The organism is Zobellia barbeyronii (assembly GCF_018603515.1).
GTDB lineage: Bacteria > Bacteroidota > Bacteroidia > Flavobacteriales > Flavobacteriaceae > Zobellia > Zobellia barbeyronii.
The window spans coordinates 451,255-469,091 of the sequence record NZ_JACATN010000001.1; the positions used below are offsets into that span (position 1 = coordinate 451,255).

The window sequence follows — 17,837 nt, forward strand, 5'->3', positions numbered from 1 at the left end:
AACATGACTAACTTTAATCCATCAATACTTAATAACGCACAAAAAGCAATTCATTGGGCATAAAAACTTAAAGGGAGTTCGCTACCTTTGCTTTTCAAAATTTAGAGACCTGTTTTATTCTCAGGTCAAGGTATTATCATCTTGGACGAGCCAGTTAAGCTGACTTTGTTTGAGTTCTTAAAAAACTAACGGTTGACGCAATCTTCTATTCAACAACTGTTTTCTCAGTCTTCGCAAACGCGAAAACTGCAGGATACTATTGCCCAAAAATTTCCGGCAAACGCAGAAAAAAATCAAAATACAAATCACGCAATTATTTTAAAAGGACTTACGGGTTCTTCTTTATCCTTTGTGTTTTCTGATGTTTTTCAAAATTCAGATAGGCCATTCCTTTTAATTTTCAACGATAAAGAAGAAGCTGCTTATTATCTGAACGATTTAGAACAAATTATAGGAGAGAAAGATGTACTTTTCTATCCTGGAAGTTACCGTAGGCCTTACCAGATTGAGGAGACGGACAATGCCAATGTTTTATTACGCGCCGAAGTTCTTAACCGTATCAACTCACGTAAAAAGCCGGCTATAATAGTTACTTACCCAGATGCTCTTTTTGAAAAAGTGGTTACCCGCCGCGAACTTGAAAAGAACACGCTTAAGGTTAAATTAAATGATACCCTCTCACTGGACTTTCTAAATGAGGTGCTTTTTGAATACAAATTTAAACGAGTAGATTTTGTTACCGAGCCAGGAGAATTCTCGGTTCGTGGTGGTATAGTAGATGTGTTCTCATTTTCTAACGATGAGCCCTACCGTATAGAATTTTTTGGTGATGAAGTAGACAGTATTCGTACGTTTGATGTAGACACACAACTCTCTACAAGTAAAGTGAACAAAATAAACGTTATACCTAATGTAGCAAGCAAATTCTTAGAAGAAAACAGGCAGAACTTCCTAGAATATGTCTCTTCTGATACCGTAATTTTTGCTAAAAACACAGATTACATTTTTGACCGCTTAGATGATTTCTTCGCGAAGGCCATAGAGGCGTTCACAAAATTATCCGAAGATATTAAGCACGTAGAGCCTGAAGCTCTTTTTATGAATTCTAAGAGTTTTAAAAAACAACTAAAGGCTTTTGCTCTTTTAACTACAGAGACTTCTACGTCATCAGAATTGGTTGATAAAGCTGTAACCGTTCAGTTTAATACACATCCTCAACCTTCGTTCAATAAAAAATTCGATTTATTAATTGAAAACCTGAATGCTTACAAGGCTAGAGGATATACCAATTACATTTTTTGCGCTAGTGATCAACAGGCAAAACGCTTCCATGCTATTTTTGAAGAAGTAAACGAGCACGTAGATTACAAGACCATAGTTACACCGCTTTACCAAGGTTTCATTGATGATGACCAAAAATTAGTTTGTTATACGGACCACCAAGTATTTGAGCGTTACCACAAATTCAACCTTAAGAATGGATACGCCAAAAAGCAGGCAATTACACTAAAAGAACTCAACAAGCTTGAAATTGGAGATTACGTCACCCATATTGATCACGGTATTGGCAAATTTGGCGGACTTCAAAAGATTGATGTAGAGGGCAAAAAGCAAGAGGCCATTAAATTAGTATACGGCGAACGAGACATTCTATATGTTAGCATTCACTCGCTTCACAAAATATCTAAGTTTAATGGTAAAGACGGTGCAGCACCAAAAATTTATAAACTAGGTTCTGCTGCTTGGAAAAAACTTAAGCAAAAAACCAAGACCAGAGTCAAGAAAATTGCTTTTGACCTAATAAAGGTTTATGCCAAGCGAAGGTTGGAAAAAGGTTTTCAATATGACCCTGATAGCTACTTGCAAACTGAACTGGAAGCTTCCTTTATTTACGAAGACACACCAGACCAGAGCACTGCTACGGAGGATTTTAAAAAGGATATGGAAAGTGAACGCCCTATGGATCGCCTTATTTGTGGTGATGTAGGTTTTGGTAAAACCGAGGTCGCTATTCGTGCTGCTTTTAAAGCTGTTGATAACGGCAAGCAGGTAGCCGTGCTTGTACCTACTACAATCCTCGCCTTTCAACACCATCGTACTTTTACAGAACGATTAAAAGAAATGCCGGTAAACGTAGATTACTTAAACAGGTTTAGAACGGCAAAAGAGCGTAAAGAAACTTTAGCAAAACTTGAAGCTGGCCAAGTAGATATTATTATTGGCACACACCAATTGGTGAATAAAAACGTAAAGTTTAAAGACCTAGGGCTCCTCATTGTTGATGAAGAGCAAAAATTTGGGGTTGCTGTAAAAGATAAATTAAAGTCCATAAAAGAAAATGTTGATGTCCTAACATTAACTGCCACGCCTATCCCTAGAACATTGCAATTTAGCTTAATGGCAGCACGGGATCTTTCGGTCATTAAAACGCCACCACCAAACCGTTACCCTATTGAAAGTAGAGTAATTCGTTTTGGAGAAGAAGTTATCCGTGATTCTATTAGCTATGAAATACAACGTGGCGGACAAGTATTTTTTATTCATAACCGAATTGAAAATATAAAAGAGGTTGCGGGTATGATTCAACGCTTGGTACCAGATGCCAAAGTAGGTATTGGACATGGCCAAATGGATGGTAAAAAGTTGGAAAACCTTATGCTTTCCTTTATGAACGGTGAATTTGATGTTCTGGTTTCCACAACCATTATTGAAAGTGGGCTAGACGTTACTAACGCGAATACTATCTTCATTAACAACGCAAACAATTTTGGTCTGAGCGATTTGCACCAGATGCGTGGGCGTGTAGGACGTAGCAATAAAAAAGCTTTCTGTTATTTTATAACTCCACCTTATGAATCAATGACTGCTGAAGCCAGAAAACGTATTGAGGCATTATCTCAATTTACAGAACTGGGTAGCGGGTTTAACATTGCCATGAAAGATTTAGAGATTCGTGGTGCAGGAGATTTATTAGGAGGAGAACAAAGTGGTTTCATCAACGAAATTGGTTTTGAAACCTATCAGAAAATATTAGCGGAAGCTATTGATGAGCTGAAAGAAAACGAATTCAAGGATCTTTATGAAGAAGTAGAAGGGCATCAAGAAAAACCTTTTGTAAAAGAAACGCAGCTAGATTCCGACTTTCAACTACTCTTCCCTGATGATTACATCAACAACATTACTGAAAGGCTTACTCTCTACACTGACTTGAATGATGTTGCCGATGAAGAAAGCCTGCTAAAATTTGAAGCGCAATTAATTGACCGCTTTGGAGAGATTCCTATTGAGGCCGAAGATTTACTAAATTCTGTTCGTGTAAAATGGATTGCAAACAGCATTGGTATTGAAAAAGTGGTCATGAAAAAAGGCAAATTGATAGGTTATTTTATTTCAGATCAAGAGTCACGTTTTTATCAAAGTCCAATTTTCACTAAGGTCCTTCAATTTGTGCAAAACCATCCACAGCTTTGTAAGGTCAAAGAAAAGCAAACTAGAAATGGGCTTCGATTAATCTTAGTATTTGAACGAATAACTTCGGTAGAGAAAGCATTAAAAGCTATGGCACCTTTTAAAGAAACGGTCGTAGCAGTTTCATAAAATGTTTTTAATCAACTATATTAGTTATGGCTAAAACAGATAGCGTTTTGGCCAAAATTCTTTTGTTGACCAAACAACCTATATTTCTATGAAACTTAAAATCTGCTTTAGCCTAGCGGCAATCCTCCTTTTGTGCTTTAATCTTAGTGCGCAACCCAGTAAAGAACTTGTAAATGTTATCGTAACGCCCAACCACACAGATTGGACGTACAGTGTTGGCGAACGCGCCGAGTTCTCTATTACGGTTTTACGTAATAATGTGCCTCTAGAAAACATTACCATAAACTATACCGTTGAAACCGACCCAGGGTATCGCTCCGTGAAAATATGGGATGAAGGAGAACTGACTTTGAAAAACGGTGTAGTAAAAGTTAAATCGAACAAATTCAATGAGCCGGGTTTTCTTCGCTGTACAGCCAAAGTAACGGTAGATGGCAAAGAATATAGTTCATACGCAACAGCTGGCTTCTCACCTGAGAAAATAAAGGCAACGACCACATTACCGTCAGACTTTGAAGCTTTTTGGAATAAAGGCAAAGCAGAACTTGCCGCAATACCTATGAATGCAGTACTGACCCTTATGCCAGAAAGATGTACGGACAAGGTAAATGTCTATCATGTACGATTAGACAATATAAAAGGTAAAATCTACGGCATACTTTGTACCCCTAAAAAAGAGGGTAAATATCCCGCTATTTTACATGTGCCTGGAGCGGGCATTCGCCCATATTATGGAGAAGTAGACGAAGCCGCTCAAGGTTTTGTCACTTTCACTATGGGTATACACGGTATTCCCGTGAATCTTGACCAGCAAGTTTATGATGATTTAAAAGCAGGACCTTTAAGCAGTTATAATACTATTAATTTAGACGATAAAGAAAATACGTATTACCACAGAGTTTACCTTGGTTGCATACGTGCAGTAGATTTTTTGGAGAGCGTAGCTAACTTTAATGGCGAGGATATTGCTGTTACCGGAGGAAGCCAAGGTGGAGCATTATCTATTGTAACCGCAGGTATGGATGACCGCATAGATTATCTAGCGGCATTTTACCCAGCGTTAAGTGACCTTACAGGTTTTTTACACGGCCGTGCTGGTGGATGGCCTCAAATATTCATTGATGATTTCACCATCAAGCCCGAAAAAATTGAAGTCTCAAAATACTATGATGTTGCTAATTTCTCCCGTTTTGTAAAAGCTGAGGGTTGGTACAGCTGGGGTTACAACGATAATGTTTGCCCGCCTGCATCTACATATTCCGCTTTTAACTTAATTCCTGCCAAAAAAGAATTACATGTTTTTCAAGAAACTAGGCATTGGACATTTCCAGAGCAGCAAGAACTTAAAAATAAGTGGCTTTTTTCAAAGTTGAGGAACTAGCTCAAAACCTTGTAAATTCCTATCTTTAAACACACACAAAAAACACTACTATGAAATTCAGGTTTATACTGGTCTTCCTTGTTAGCATGGGAGCACTATCCCTTCAAGCCCAAAATGCAGATTCCCTTTACTTCAGACAACATTATGACTTAAAGGAATACCGTATACCTATGCGAGATGGCGCGGAACTTTTTACCGCTATTTACACTCCAAAAGACAAGTCTAAAGACTATCCTATTCTACTAAACCGTACCTGCTATAATGCAAGTAAATATTCAAACTTTAATTACAGCAGCTACCCTTCAAGATATCTAATAGAAGACGGTTATATATTGGCTTTTCAAGATGTACGCGGAAGATACATGTCCGATGGTGAATTTGATAACATGCGCCCCAACATCCCTGGAAACAATCGCAAAAACAAGAAGGATATTGACGAGAGTTCGGATACCTACGATACCATAGATTGGATGATAAAGAAAATCAAAGGAAACAATGGTCGTGTTGGTATGTATGGCATTTCATATCCAGGACATTATACTGCTGCAGGTATGATAGATGCGCATCCAGCGCTAAAAGCATCCTCTCCGCAAGCACCAATCGCTGATTTTTTCTTTGACGATTTTCACCACCAAGGTGCATACTTAGAAAGCTACACCGCTGCTTTTGCTGTTTTCGGTTATCAGAAAGACAGCTTAACAAGAGACTCATGGTATATGGATAAATTGATGCGCCTTTATGGAGACCCTGCTCCAGACGCTTATGATTTCTTCTTGAAACTTGGGCCACTTAAGAATATTACAAAAAATTATCATCACGATAATTTTTTCTGGAACCAGATTGTAGACCACCCCAACTATGACGAATTCTGGCAAAAAAGAAACATCCTTCCACATTTAAAAAATATTGACCACGCGGTTATGACCGTTGGCGGTTGGTTTGATGCCGAAGATCTTTATGGACCTTTAAACATTTACAAAACGGTTGAAGCTACCAGCCCAAAAGCAAAAAACAGTATTGTTATGGGCCCTTGGGACCATGGTGCATGGGCGCGGGAGAAAGGGAAGACTATCCATAACCATATATATTTTGGTGATAGTATATCATCATTCTTTTTAAAAAATATTGAAAGTAAATTCTTTGCACACCATTTAAAAGATGACGGCCCGGACACCTTGCCTGAAGCCTATATGTTTGATACTGGAGCTAAGAAATGGGAAACTTTTGATGCATGGCCTCCAAAAGAAATTGAACCCATCAGTCTTTATTTTGGCGAAAACGGAAAACTTAGCATCAATAAACCAATTGATGAAAAGGCAATCTTTGAATACACTAGTGACCCACATAAACCAGTGCCATACACTTCACAGATAGAAGGATTGACTTTTACACCACGTAGATATATGTCAGACGATCAAAGACATGCATCAAGGCGTCCAGACGTATTAACTTTTGAAACAGATGCTCTTGAAGAAGACAGAGTCTTGGCTGGTGAAATTATGGCGAAACTAAAAGTAGCCATGACAGGAACAGATGGTGATTTTATTGTAAAATTAGTAGATGTTTACCCAGATGACCATGAAAAATACGAGCACAACCCAGACAATATTATAATGGGCGGTTACCAGCAGCTTGTGCGTGCCGAAGTTTTTAGAGGCCGATTTAGAAATAGCTTTGAAAATCCAGAACCTTTCGTTCCCGGTGAACCAAGCGATGTTAATTTTAGACTGCAAGATATATTACATACGTTCAAAAAAGGCCATCGTATTATGATACAGATTCATAGTACTTGGTTCCCATACATTGACCGTAACCCGCAGAAATATGTGGACAATATTTACAAGGCTAATGAAGAAGATTTTATTAAATCTACGATTCAAGTATTTGGATCTTCATCCGTAGAAGTAGGCGGTACACAAGATTGTTGTGCGCCACTACCGTTTAGCTCAAAAAATGAAAAAGTAATAAAAGACTAGGGTATCGCTCCAAAACTAATACTTTTGTGGTATTATTTTTGGAGCATTTATATTATGAAGAAATATCTTTTTGTATTCACGTTGCTTTTTGCTTTTTGTGCACAAGCCCAACATACCATTTCAGGAACATTTACACCTGCCAAAGATTATAAGTATTTACTTGCCTATAGATTAAAGGCCGGTTCGCAGTCTTTCATTGCAAACACTACCATTAAGGACGGGAAGTTTACACTGCAAATACCTAAAAATGCTAAAACAGGTATGTACCGTTTGGTATATGCCGTTCCTCAAGATGAATTCTATTTTGATGTTATTTACAATGGCAAAGAAGATATTGAACTAGCTTTTGATGCCACACAAGGTGTTTCCTTTATCTCATCAAAGGAAAATAAAATCATGTCGTCCTATTTTCAGAGCATAGGTTCTTCGGTAGAGCAATTGGTTAATTTTTATATAGAAGGGCAGTCAGACAAAAAGGAATTTAAAGAATGTACCGACCAATTAAGAACTACCCAAGATGCCTATGAGGAGCAGGCGAAAGATTTGATGGTCGAAAACTTCATTTTAGCGAACAGACCTTATATTCCAGCAAAATTTGAATCGGTTCAAGAATACATCGCCAATAAAAAAGAACATTATTTTGACCACTTAAAGGTTGATAACCAAGTTTTGCAGGCTTCTGATTTTTTAACCGATAAGTTGAAGAATTACGTTTTTACCGCTTTACCAGCCGAGCAACTATCCTCTACCGAAACGGAAAAAGCAATTCAAGCTAATATTAAGAAAGTAAACACCAAACTTGCACCGGTAGCAGATGCTTATAAATTTGATGTATTTTACAGCTTATGGAAAATGAGTACTAACGGTGGACTAAACGAAACCACAGATTTCATTTACGATACCTATTTAAAATCTCTTGCCACAGCATCAAGTGACCCAAACAAAGCTCAAGAATTAGCATCTCAACATCGTTTACGTATTGGTGCAAAAGCACCGGAACTGGAATGGACAGCTGCTGATGTTCAGAAGAAATTGAGTGCAATGGAAGGTGCAGAGAACTATCTCCTTGTTTTCTGGAGCAGTACGTGTTCTCATTGCCTAAAGGAACTTCCCGAGCTTCATAAAGAATTAAAAAAGTATCCAAATGTAAAGGTCATTGCTGTAGGTCTAGAAGACAATACGGACACATGGGTGCCGGAATCTGCCAAGCTACCTGCCTTTGAGCATGCTATTGCTTTAGGAAGATGGGAAAGTAAGTATGCTAGATTATACGATATTCGTTCAACGCCAACTTATTTTCTTTTAGATTCTGATAAGCGTATTATGGCTAAACCAGAAAGCGACAAGGGAGTAATAGAGTTACTAAAAAAGTAACCTCTTAAAGCATTTTCAAATCTTTTATAGTCTTGAAAGCTACATCTACTTGCTTATCATCAACTAGGATGGTAAACTCGTTGGTTGTAGAAATTACCTCGTAAAGAACAATCCCTTCCCAAGCTAAGCGCTGAAAAATGAAATAATAAATTCCAGGAACGGACACGTTTTCCGCAGGAAGTTTCACAGTAATAGATGATAAGTTCATAGCCTTTTGTGTACACTTCTCATTCTTGAAAAGATCTTCTACCGTACCATCTAAGCTATTACTTACTACTATATTCAATTCATTTACACCACGAGAAGAAGTATAGAAAACATCTTTGTTCTTATTTACTTCCTCCAATAATTGACTCTGGTTTTCAAGAATGGATTCAGAAACCAAAAACGTAAAATCAGTGAGTGATGAGCGCACCGTAATCTCACCAATATTCTTTAAAACTTTAATAATTTTGTGGGTAGCCCTGAATTCTAAATCATCTGAAAGGCGTTTTAAAGCCATTACAATTGCTCCGTTGCGAATGTCTTTTCCTAATTCGTTCTCAATTTCAGGTTTTACAATCCTAGAAAGTGATGTCAAGTTAATAATGCCCTGTGCTAGTGCACTTTGCAAGAAAGGCTTCTTTTTAATGTACTGTTCGACTACGGAAGAAATCGTTTTCATGGGTTCACAAGTATTGGTTGCTGGACAAAAATAACATATTGTTATAAATAAAACAAATTGTGTTGTAATGTTCTTTACCAAAATTTTCGGACCATCCATAATCACCGTAAAGACGGGCATTATTCAAGGAGGCACTAGTTTCAAAAAAGACTAAAAATGATAAAAAGCACTTTCTAAATGCTCTATTTTAAAGATTTTAGGGTTCTTCAAAATGGTAATTACATCAAAACGGACGTCTACATCTAGGTCATTGTCAGTAATGTAGTAATCTGCAGCAATGACTAAAAGCTTAATTTTTTTTGCTGTTATCGTTTCTGCAATAGGTATAATCTGATCATTACTACGGGCACGAACTTCTACAATAACCAATACATCTTCTTTTTGCGCTATGATATCTATTTCGGCTTTTAAATAGCGATAGTTTTTATCGAGAATTTCATATCCCTTTTCAAGCAAAAAATCGGCTGCCAGCTTCTCCCCTTCTTTACCAAATTCATTGTGTTTTCCCATATAAATACATATAAGTCTTAATAAAACGTGTAATTCATCGAAAAAGCGTGTAAAACGACATCAATAATTGAATAGCAGCCGTAAATCATTTTACAGTATGTCGAAAATACCAGAAAACACATACTATCCAAAATCTTTGTGCGTTAAGAACTAGCCCCAAACACATGAAACTGTTCTTTAAAGCCTACGAAAATTATGGAATATTTTGTTAACTGTAATACGGCGCCTTTGGCACCGTATACTACTCCCTTAGACAGAAACAGGGCGGCTCATCTGTACAGAAGACTTGGATTTAGCGCTTCGGTTCAAACTATTGACCAAGCCGTTGGTTCTACTGCAGAGACTATTGTAAATGCAATAATGTCTCAAGCTGCTAGCGCTCCAACTATACCCAAGCCCGAATGGGCAGATTGGAACAACAGCAATTACCCTGAAGATAGTACTTTAAGAGGTCAGTTAAAGCGAAAGCAAGAAGACGACTTTAGTTTAGCATACGCTAAAAGTATGCTGAACAACAACCTTCGTGATCGTATGAGCTTTTTCTGGAGCAATCATTTTGTTACAGAACTGGATATATACCAGTGCACTCCATTTCTTTACAGTTACGTTAATTGTCTACAGCGAAATTCGCTAGGCAATTTTAAAACATTTACAAGTGAAATTGGGATTACAGATGCCATGTTATATTATCTAGATGGAGTTTATAATAATGGACACAACCCCAACGAAAACTATGCAAGAGAGCTTTATGAACTTTTTACCTTAGGTGAGGGTAATAATTATACGGAAGAAGATATTGTAGAAACGGCACGGGCCCTTTCCGGCTATGTTGAGCGTGGCGAATTAGGTTGCGAGCAAGTAACTTTTGATCCTGAAAAGCATGATACGGATAGTAAGACCATTCTAGGCCAAACAGGAAACTGGGGTTATGACGATGTTATCAATATTCTATTTGAACAACGATCAGCGGAAATAGCAGGTTTTATCTGTCAAAAATTATACGAGTTTTTTGTACACCCAGATTCTAACGACAATGCGGGTAACGCCCAGGTTATAATTTCTGGTATGGCAGCTACGTTTATTGCCAACGATTTTGAGATTGCCCCTGTACTTTCACAGTTATTTAAAAGTCAGCATTTCTTTGATGACGAGGCTATTGGTGTAATCATCAAGAGTCCTTATGACTTCTATTTCAATATACTCAAAGAAAGTAGCTTTACTTATGACGATACCGTTTTAGCAAGTCTTATAAATTACAGCGGACTTCTTAGTCAGCGTATGTTTGACCCATTTGATGTGGCGGGTTGGCAACGAAACCGTTCTTGGATCAATACCAACTTTATGATTGGCCGATGGTTGACCATAGAAACTATAATGGAAGAATTCTTTAATTCCGATGATGAACAATTTAGAGCCTTTGGCCTATCCCTCGTTAGCGTGAATGAGGGTAATGAAAGTAATCCCGATGTAATCGCAAGAGCAATCATTGATTTTATTTTACCCAAAGGTTTACTTAACGATTCAGAATACACTAAAGCATATGTCATTTTTAGAAGTGACGTTCAAGAACAATACTATGAAGGCGGCTCAACACCAAGTTGGTCCTTGCAAACCTCCATGGAAGGCCCTACCCAAGTATATCTACTCTTACAATATTTAGCCAGACAACCCGAATTTCAACTAAAGTAAACCTACTACTATGTGCGATACTCACCACACAGATCCCCATAAAGGCCTAGAACATGATGGCCACGATCAAGAACATAAATCTTGGAGCAGACGCTCATTTTTACAGGCTTTAGGAATTGCCGGTTCTGGCTCAATGATGCTAGGCAGTAATATGCTTACCGCTTCTGCACCATCTCCCTTAACAGCGGCAATAGCCAATTCGGAAACGGATAAAATTTTAATATTAATTCGACTTTCGGGCGGTAATGACGGACTTAGTACTGTTATTCCTATTGAACAATACGATTCATACGCCAAGGCCCGACCTAATATATATATTCCAGAAAGTAAAGTTTTAAAACTTACCGATGAGTTTGGTATACCTTCTTATATGAAGTCTCTGCAACCCATGTGGGGCGAAGGTCAATTTAAAGCTGTTCATGGTGTAGGTTACGAAGGCCAAAGTCTCTCGCATTTTACAGGATCCGATGTTTTTGCTAATACCGATTTAACCTCAACTGGTTTCAGCGGTCTCAACACAGGTTGGATGGGAAGGCATTTTGAAGAGTGTTACCCAGATTATCTCGTATCTCCCCCACCTGCTCCGGCTGCCATTCAAATTGGTCAGTTTGGAAGTTTGGTTTTTCAAGGAGATGAAACCAATTACGCATTTGTAACCTCAAATGTGGAACAACTAGAAGAAATAGCAGAGTCTGGTGTGCGTTACGGTCTTGAACAAGAATTATTCAATGATTGTATGTATGGTGACCAATTGCAATTCTTAAGAGGAGTTGCCAATACCACATATGAATATTCAGGAGTAATTCACGAGGCATGGTCACGTGGGTCAAATCAAGTAGAATACCAAGAAAATAGTTTTGCTAAACAATTGGCGTTGTTGGCCCGATTAATAAAAGGAAATTTAGGAACTAAGGTCTATATGATTTCTATGGGTGGTTTTGACACACATGGTAACCAGCCTTTGGCGCATGAGCGTTTAATGAGCAACCTTTCTATTGCTATTGATAATTTCTATGAGGATTTAGCATATACGGAACAAGATGACAATGTACTTAGTATGACGTTTTCCGAGTTCGGGAGACGTATTTTTGAGAATGGTTCTAACGGTACGGATCATGGTAAAGCTGCTCCTACTCTATTTTTCGGACCTGGTTTGCAGGGCAGTGCTTTTGTAGGCGAACATCCTACACTTGATAATCCTGACGGCAGAGGAAACCTAGAATACACGATGGATTTTAGAGATTTATATGCCACCGTTTTGGCAGAATGGCTTTGTGTACCCATACCTCTAGTAGAGCAACATTTATTAGGACATACGTATGCTCCTGTAAATCTTGGGTTTAACTGTAGTGGTACTGATTTCCCTGACGTTGTTTATAGCGATGGAGAACCAACAATACCTACGTCAGAAAATGGCGGATTGACCGATAAGCCTGTAGTACCAAATAGCGAACAACTGAACTCTATAGTTCATAAACCGTTCTACCCAACGGACAACTCACCACATATCTACTTAGAAATGCCGGTAACGGCCCATGTAGATATTCAGCTTTTTAATATTATAGGACAAAAAGTAGGCACAATCAGTAACGCTATAATGTCCGAAGGTGTGAACGAGATTAATATTAAGGAAAACATTCCTGGTCATTTGGCTGCGGGAAAATATATTTATCGCATTCAAGTGCAACAACATAAAATGAGTAAATCTGTAATGGTCGCATAACCTTACTAGATTCACTTCATAAAAAAACCTTCGCTAATGGATTACCATTGGCGAAGGTTTTTTAGTTGCTTTTCGTCTTATCTTAAGAAAATACTTTGCCTACTATTAACTCCATTTAGACTTATCATTTTTAGTCTTGAACGATAGTTCTTTTGAGACACGGGAACCTTTATTTTTATAAAGTCGGGCTACATCTTCTTTTTCTTGACTATTTGTTACCGCTTCCACGCCTTCTTTGATGTCTTCTAAAATTTTAAATTTGTTTGGGTTTCCTGTACTCATGGTTTATGTGTTTAAGTTAATGGTTAAATAAGGGACTCTTATATAAAACTGTACCATTACCAAATTCGTATACATCTCCGTTGAACTGCAGGACCGCTTCCTATTCAATTAAAAATCATTCTTTTAACTTTCATTTGTTAGCTAACAAATCCTCTTGTGTAATGCAGTGCAAAATCAGTACTTTTGCACCCTAATTCGAAATCAATGGCCGAGAAGCTAAAACACCCAGAAAGATATACCATTACAGCCGCATTGCCTTACACCAATGGCCCAATACACATTGGTCATTTGGCCGGTGTTTATGTGCCTGCAGATATTTACGCACGTTACTTACGCTTAACTGGCAATGATGTTGCTTTTGTATGCGGAAGCGACGAGCATGGTGTAGCTATCTCAATGAAAGCTAAAAAAGAGGGTATTACACCTCAAGAGGTCATTGATAAGTATGACGGAATCATTCGTAAATCGTTCGAGGATTTCGGTATTACTTTTAACAATTATTCTAGAACATCTAGGGAAATTCATCATAAAACAGCTTCTGACTTTTTTGTGAAGCTTTATGAGCAAGGGGATTTTATTGAAGAAACCACGGCACAATTGTATGATGACGAAGCGAAACAATTTTTGGCCGACCGTTTTGTAGTTGGTACTTGTCCAAAATGTGGATACGAAGAAGCATATGGCGATCAATGCGAAAATTGTGGTTCTACCTTAAACGCAACGGATCTTATTAACCCAAAATCTACAATTACCGGTACGGTTCCTACCACCAAAGAAACCAAACATTGGTTTTTACCTTTGGACAGATATGAAGATTTTCTAAAAGAATGGATATTAGAAGGACATAAATCTGATTGGAAACCCAACGTTTACGGTCAATGTAAAAGCTGGATTGACGACGGACTAAAACCTCGTGCTGTAACTAGAGATTTAGATTGGGGTATTCCTGTGCCTGTAGAAGGTGGTGAAGGAAAAGTGCTATATGTTTGGTTTGATGCACCTATCGGTTATATTTCATCTACAAAAGAATGGGCAGCGCGTGAAGGTAAAGACTGGGAGCCTTACTGGAAAGATGAAAATACCAAGCTTGTACACTTTATAGGAAAGGACAATATAGTTTTTCACTGTATTATCTTTCCAGCTATTTTAAAAGCACATGGTGATTATATTCTACCTGAAAACGTCCCTGCCAATGAGTTCTTGAACCTAGAAGGCAACAAACTTTCTACTTCAAAGAACTGGGCGGTGTGGTTGCACGAATATTTAGAGGAATTCCCGGATATGCAAGATGTACTTAGGTATACCTTAACCGCGAATGCTCCTGAAACCAAGGATAACGATTTTACTTGGAAAGATTTTCAAGCTAGAAACAACAACGAACTGGTTGCTATACTCGGAAACTTTATAAACCGTGTAGTAGTCTTGACCAATAAATACTATGAAGGTATTGTCCCCTCTCCTTCTGAATTTTCTCAGGTAGATAAGGAAACTTTAGAATCACTTCAAAAATTCCCAGAAACCATTTCTAGCTCTATAGAGCGGTATCGTTTTAGGGAAGCAGGTCAAGAACTTATGGGCTTAGCACGTCTGGGTAATAAGTATTTGGCAGATGAAGAACCGTGGAAAGTAGTCAAACAAGATGAAGAACGTGTTAAGACAATTATGTTTGTTGCCCTTCAGATTGCAACCGCATTATCCGTATTAAGTGAACCGTTCTTACCGTTTACTGCTGAAAAACTTAAAAACATATTAGCTATTGAATCTGGTGAAGTTGATACCTCATGGGCAGAAGTTTCTACCAAAGAAACATTGCTTCCTGCTAATCATAAAATCAACAAGGGCGAGCTACTCTTTAGAAAAATAGAAGACAGCGAAATACAAGCTCAGTTAGACAAACTTGAAGCCACAAAAAAGGCAAACGAAAACGAGAACAAAGAACTTATGCCACAGAAAGATACTATCAATTTTGATGATTTTACAAAACTAGACATGCGTGTAGGCACCATTTTGGAAGCCGAAAAAATGCCTAAGACCAAGAAATTACTAGTATTAAAAGTTGATACTGGCTTGGACACACGTACTATTGTATCTGGTATTGCAGAGAGTTTCACCCCTGAAGAAGTGATTGGCAAAAAAGTTACCGTTCTTATCAACCTTGCTCCAAGAGCATTGCGTGGTGTAGAAAGTGAAGGCATGATTTTAATGACTGAAAACGCAGACGGAAAACTGGTTTTTGTAAACCCAGATGAAGACAGTGTTGGCAATGGGGAAGGGATAAGCTAAATTCCTTAAAGGCTTGCCTAAGATTCCCTCAATTGTGTCAACTATTTTCAACGGTCGTTAATAAAGTCCTATGCAACTCATTTCCTTCATCACTAAAAATACTCAACTCCTTCAAAAGAGTATTGAGAATACAGTAGAACTTCTTAACCAAGATTGTACCGTACCTTTTATTTCGCGTTATAGAAAAGAAATAACAGGCAATTTAGACGAGGTTCAGATTGGAGCCATTGTACAATTTAAAACTCAATTTGAAGCACTTGAAAAGCGAAAGACTGCAGTTTTAAAAGCTATAGAAGAGCAAGACGGATTAACTGATGAGCTTCGGCTTAAAATTGAACAGACTGACGACCTTGTTACGCTTGAAGATTTATATCTACCCTTCAAGAAAAAACGAAAGACCAAGGCCGAAACCGCTCGTAAAAATGGATTAGAGCCTTTAGCTAAAATGATTATGGCTCAAAACCATAACGATATTGAAGCGGCTGCCAACCAATATACCAATGGTGAAGTTGCCAATACGGATGAAGCTTTAGAAGGTGCTAGGCATATTATTGCAGAATGGATTAACGAGCGTATATCTATAAGAAACCAAGTACGAAATCAATTAGAGCGAAGCGCACTAATTGTAACAAAAGTTATCGCAACCAAGAAGGCAGATGAGAAAGCGCAAAAATTTCGTGATTATTTTGATTGGAGCGAAGCGTTAAAACGATGCCCTTCTCACCGATTATTGGCTATTTTACGTGCCGAAAACGAAGGTTTTATCCGCGTAAAAATAGAAATCGATTCTGATGAGATGCTTCGGCGTATTGAAGACCGAGTTATAAAATCCAACAATTCCTGTACGCCTCATATTGAATTGGCTATAGCGGATGCATATAAGCGTTTGCTTTATCCTTCATTATCGAATGAAATCCTCAAAAACGCAAAAGAAAAAGCAGATGATGATGCCATTATGGTATTTTCTAAAAACTTGAAACAACTCCTATTGGGAGCTCCTTTAGGTGAAAAGCGGATTTTAGCAATAGACCCTGGCTTCCGGTCAGGCTGTAAAGTAGTTTGCTTGAGCGCACAAGGAGATTTAGAACACAATGAAAACATTTATCCGCATGCCCCGCAGAACAAGGACACGGAAGCCATAAAAAAAATAAGCTCGCTGTGTGATGCTTATAAAATAGAGGCTATTGCCATTGGTAATGGAACGGCATCCCGTGAAACCGAGCAGCTGGTAAAGCGCATTCACTTTAAAAATCCTATTGAAGTTTTTGTCGTTAGTGAGGCTGGAGCTTCAATTTATTCTGCTTCGAAAATAGCTCGTGATGAATTTCCGAATTATGATGTAACGGTAAGAGGTTCTGTTTCCATAGGAAGAAGACTAGCCGACCCTTTAGCGGAGCTTGTTAAAATAGATGCCAAATCTATTGGTGTTGGACAGTACCAACATGATGTAGACCAAAGTAAACTTCAGACTTCTTTAGATAGCGTGGTAGAGAGTTGTGTGAATTCTGTTGGCGTGAATATCAATACTGCTAGCGTACCTTTGTTGAGCTACGTTTCTGGTATTGGACCTAAATTGGCAGAAAATATCGTCACCTACCGAAACGAAAATGGAGCTTTCAAAAGCCGGACTGAAATTAAAAAAGTAGCCCGTCTTGGCGGTAAAGCGTTTGAACAAGGAGCAGCTTTTCTAAGGATAAAAAATGCCAAGAATCCATTGGACGATTCTGCCGTACACCCAGAAAGCTATTCCATAGTTCAGAAAATAGCCAAGGACAAAGGAATTCCGCTCACAGAACTGATAGGAAATAGCAGCACTTTAAAAAGTGTAAACTTGAAGGCGTATTGTACTGAAACCATAGGCTTACCCACTCTAAAAGATATTGTAGAAGAACTTGAAAAGCCAGGTCTTGACCGTCGTGAGAAAGCCAAAGTTTTCGCTTTCAATCAAAACATCAAATCTATTACAGATTTAGAAGAAGGTCAACTATTGCCGGGTATTGTGAACAACATTACCAACTTTGGATGTTTTGTAGATATAGGCATTAAAGAAAGTGGTCTTATTCATGTATCCAATTTATCAGATACATTCGTGAAAGACGTGAACGAGCATGTACATCTTAATCAACAAATCATTGTAAAGGTTTTGTCCATTGATATTCCAAGAAAACGAATTCAGTTGGCCTTGCATAAAAAATAGGTTATAAATTTTTCCAATATCCCTTCTATTAAAGGATAGAAGAGGTTCTACATCAGAATAAAGTACTCAAAACCAACACGCTAAAACTACCCTGCATTAAAATCTCATTGAAGCTAAACATCAATTTTAACTTTTAAAGCTTATTTAGATTTATTTAAAAT

The 17,837-nt window shown here is 38.0% G+C and carries 11 protein-coding genes; 8 read left to right on the top strand and 3 right to left on the bottom strand.

Features of this window, described 5'->3' with window-relative positions; genetic code table 11:
• Positions 1-192: 192 nt before the first annotated feature.
• From mfd to HW347_RS01850, 4 genes are all read left to right on the top strand, one after another.
• Entirely contained in the window at positions 193-3,597 is a 3,405-nt protein-coding gene (gene mfd / locus HW347_RS01835) for a transcription-repair coupling factor (RefSeq protein ID WP_214610254.1), read from the top strand.
• An 88-nt stretch (positions 3,598-3,685) separates the two neighbouring features.
• Positions 3,686-4,978 carry an acetylxylan esterase gene (locus HW347_RS01840; RefSeq protein ID WP_214610255.1) on the top strand — a complete coding sequence of 431 codons (1,293 nt, stop codon included), beginning with the start codon at positions 3,686-3,688 and terminating at the stop codon, positions 4,976-4,978.
• 50 nt (positions 4,979-5,028) lie between these two features.
• Positions 5,029-6,954: a CocE/NonD family hydrolase gene (locus HW347_RS01845; RefSeq protein ID WP_214610256.1), complete on the top strand. Its 1,926-nt coding sequence runs from the start codon at positions 5,029-5,031 to the stop codon at positions 6,952-6,954.
• Positions 6,955-7,008: 54 nt separating this feature from the next.
• The gene (locus HW347_RS01850) at positions 7,009-8,328 is read left to right on the top strand and encodes a TlpA disulfide reductase family protein (protein WP_214610257.1); all 1,320 of its coding nucleotides are present in this window, start codon (positions 7,009-7,011) and stop codon (positions 8,326-8,328) included.
• Positions 8,329-8,332: 4 nt separating this feature from the next.
• On the opposite strand, the gene HW347_RS01855 is transcribed toward HW347_RS01850, so the two are convergent.
• Complete coding sequence (locus HW347_RS01855) at positions 8,333-8,992, bottom strand: aspartate kinase (protein ID WP_214610258.1); 660 nt, start codon at positions 8,990-8,992, stop codon at positions 8,333-8,335.
• Positions 8,993-9,142: 150 nt separating this feature from the next.
• Positions 9,143-9,502 carry a YraN family protein gene (locus HW347_RS01860; protein WP_214610259.1) on the bottom strand — a complete coding sequence of 120 codons (360 nt, stop codon included), beginning with the start codon at positions 9,500-9,502 and terminating at the stop codon, positions 9,143-9,145.
• A gap of 195 nt (positions 9,503-9,697) precedes the next feature.
• Here HW347_RS01860 and HW347_RS01865 point away from each other — a divergent pair, with 195 nt between their 5' ends.
• Positions 9,698-11,191 carry a DUF1800 domain-containing protein gene (locus HW347_RS01865; protein ID WP_214610260.1) on the top strand — a complete coding sequence of 498 codons (1,494 nt, stop codon included), beginning with the start codon at positions 9,698-9,700 and terminating at the stop codon, positions 11,189-11,191.
• A gap of 10 nt (positions 11,192-11,201) precedes the next feature.
• Positions 11,202-12,914: a DUF1501 domain-containing protein gene (locus tag HW347_RS01870; RefSeq protein ID WP_155597923.1), complete on the top strand. Its 1,713-nt coding sequence runs from the start codon at positions 11,202-11,204 to the stop codon at positions 12,912-12,914.
• Positions 12,915-13,019: 105 nt separating this feature from the next.
• On the opposite strand, the gene HW347_RS01875 is transcribed toward HW347_RS01870, so the two are convergent.
• Positions 13,020-13,196: a hypothetical protein gene (locus HW347_RS01875; protein WP_155597922.1), complete on the bottom strand. Its 177-nt coding sequence runs from the start codon at positions 13,194-13,196 to the stop codon at positions 13,020-13,022.
• A 204-nt stretch (positions 13,197-13,400) separates the two neighbouring features.
• On the opposite strand from HW347_RS01875, the gene metG reads away from it, so the two are divergent.
• Together metG and HW347_RS01885 are read left to right on the top strand one after the other, a co-directional pair.
• Positions 13,401-15,479, top strand: a complete 2,079-nt coding sequence (metG, locus tag HW347_RS01880) for a methionine--tRNA ligase (RefSeq protein WP_214610261.1) — start codon at positions 13,401-13,403, stop codon at positions 15,477-15,479.
• Between the two features lie 70 nt (positions 15,480-15,549).
• Complete coding sequence (locus tag HW347_RS01885) at positions 15,550-17,676, top strand: Tex family protein (protein ID WP_214610262.1); 2,127 nt, start codon at positions 15,550-15,552, stop codon at positions 17,674-17,676.
• Positions 17,677-17,837: the final 161 nt, after the last annotated feature.

Excerpts from the sequence above, each read along its gene's own strand:
- HW347_RS01885 (WP_214610262.1), top strand. The coding sequence starts at position 15,550 with ATGCAACTCATTTCCTTCATCACTAAAAATACTCAACTCCTTCAAAAG.
- HW347_RS01845 (WP_214610256.1), top strand. The coding sequence starts at position 5,029 with ATGAAATTCAGGTTTATACTGGTCTTCCTTGTTAGCATGGGAGCACTA.
- HW347_RS01860 (WP_214610259.1), bottom strand. The coding sequence starts at position 9,502 with ATGGGAAAACACAATGAATTTGGTAAAGAAGGGGAGAAGCTGGCAGCC.
- metG (WP_214610261.1), top strand. The coding sequence starts at position 13,401 with ATGGCCGAGAAGCTAAAACACCCAGAAAGATATACCATTACAGCCGCA.
- HW347_RS01850 (WP_214610257.1), top strand. The coding sequence starts at position 7,009 with ATGAAGAAATATCTTTTTGTATTCACGTTGCTTTTTGCTTTTTGTGCA.
- HW347_RS01840 (WP_214610255.1), top strand. The coding sequence starts at position 3,686 with ATGAAACTTAAAATCTGCTTTAGCCTAGCGGCAATCCTCCTTTTGTGC.
- HW347_RS01870 (WP_155597923.1), top strand. The coding sequence starts at position 11,202 with ATGTGCGATACTCACCACACAGATCCCCATAAAGGCCTAGAACATGAT.
- HW347_RS01865 (WP_214610260.1), top strand. The coding sequence starts at position 9,698 with ATGGAATATTTTGTTAACTGTAATACGGCGCCTTTGGCACCGTATACT.
- HW347_RS01855 (WP_214610258.1), bottom strand. The coding sequence starts at position 8,992 with ATGAAAACGATTTCTTCCGTAGTCGAACAGTACATTAAAAAGAAGCCT.
- HW347_RS01875 (WP_155597922.1), bottom strand. The coding sequence starts at position 13,196 with ATGAGTACAGGAAACCCAAACAAATTTAAAATTTTAGAAGACATCAAA.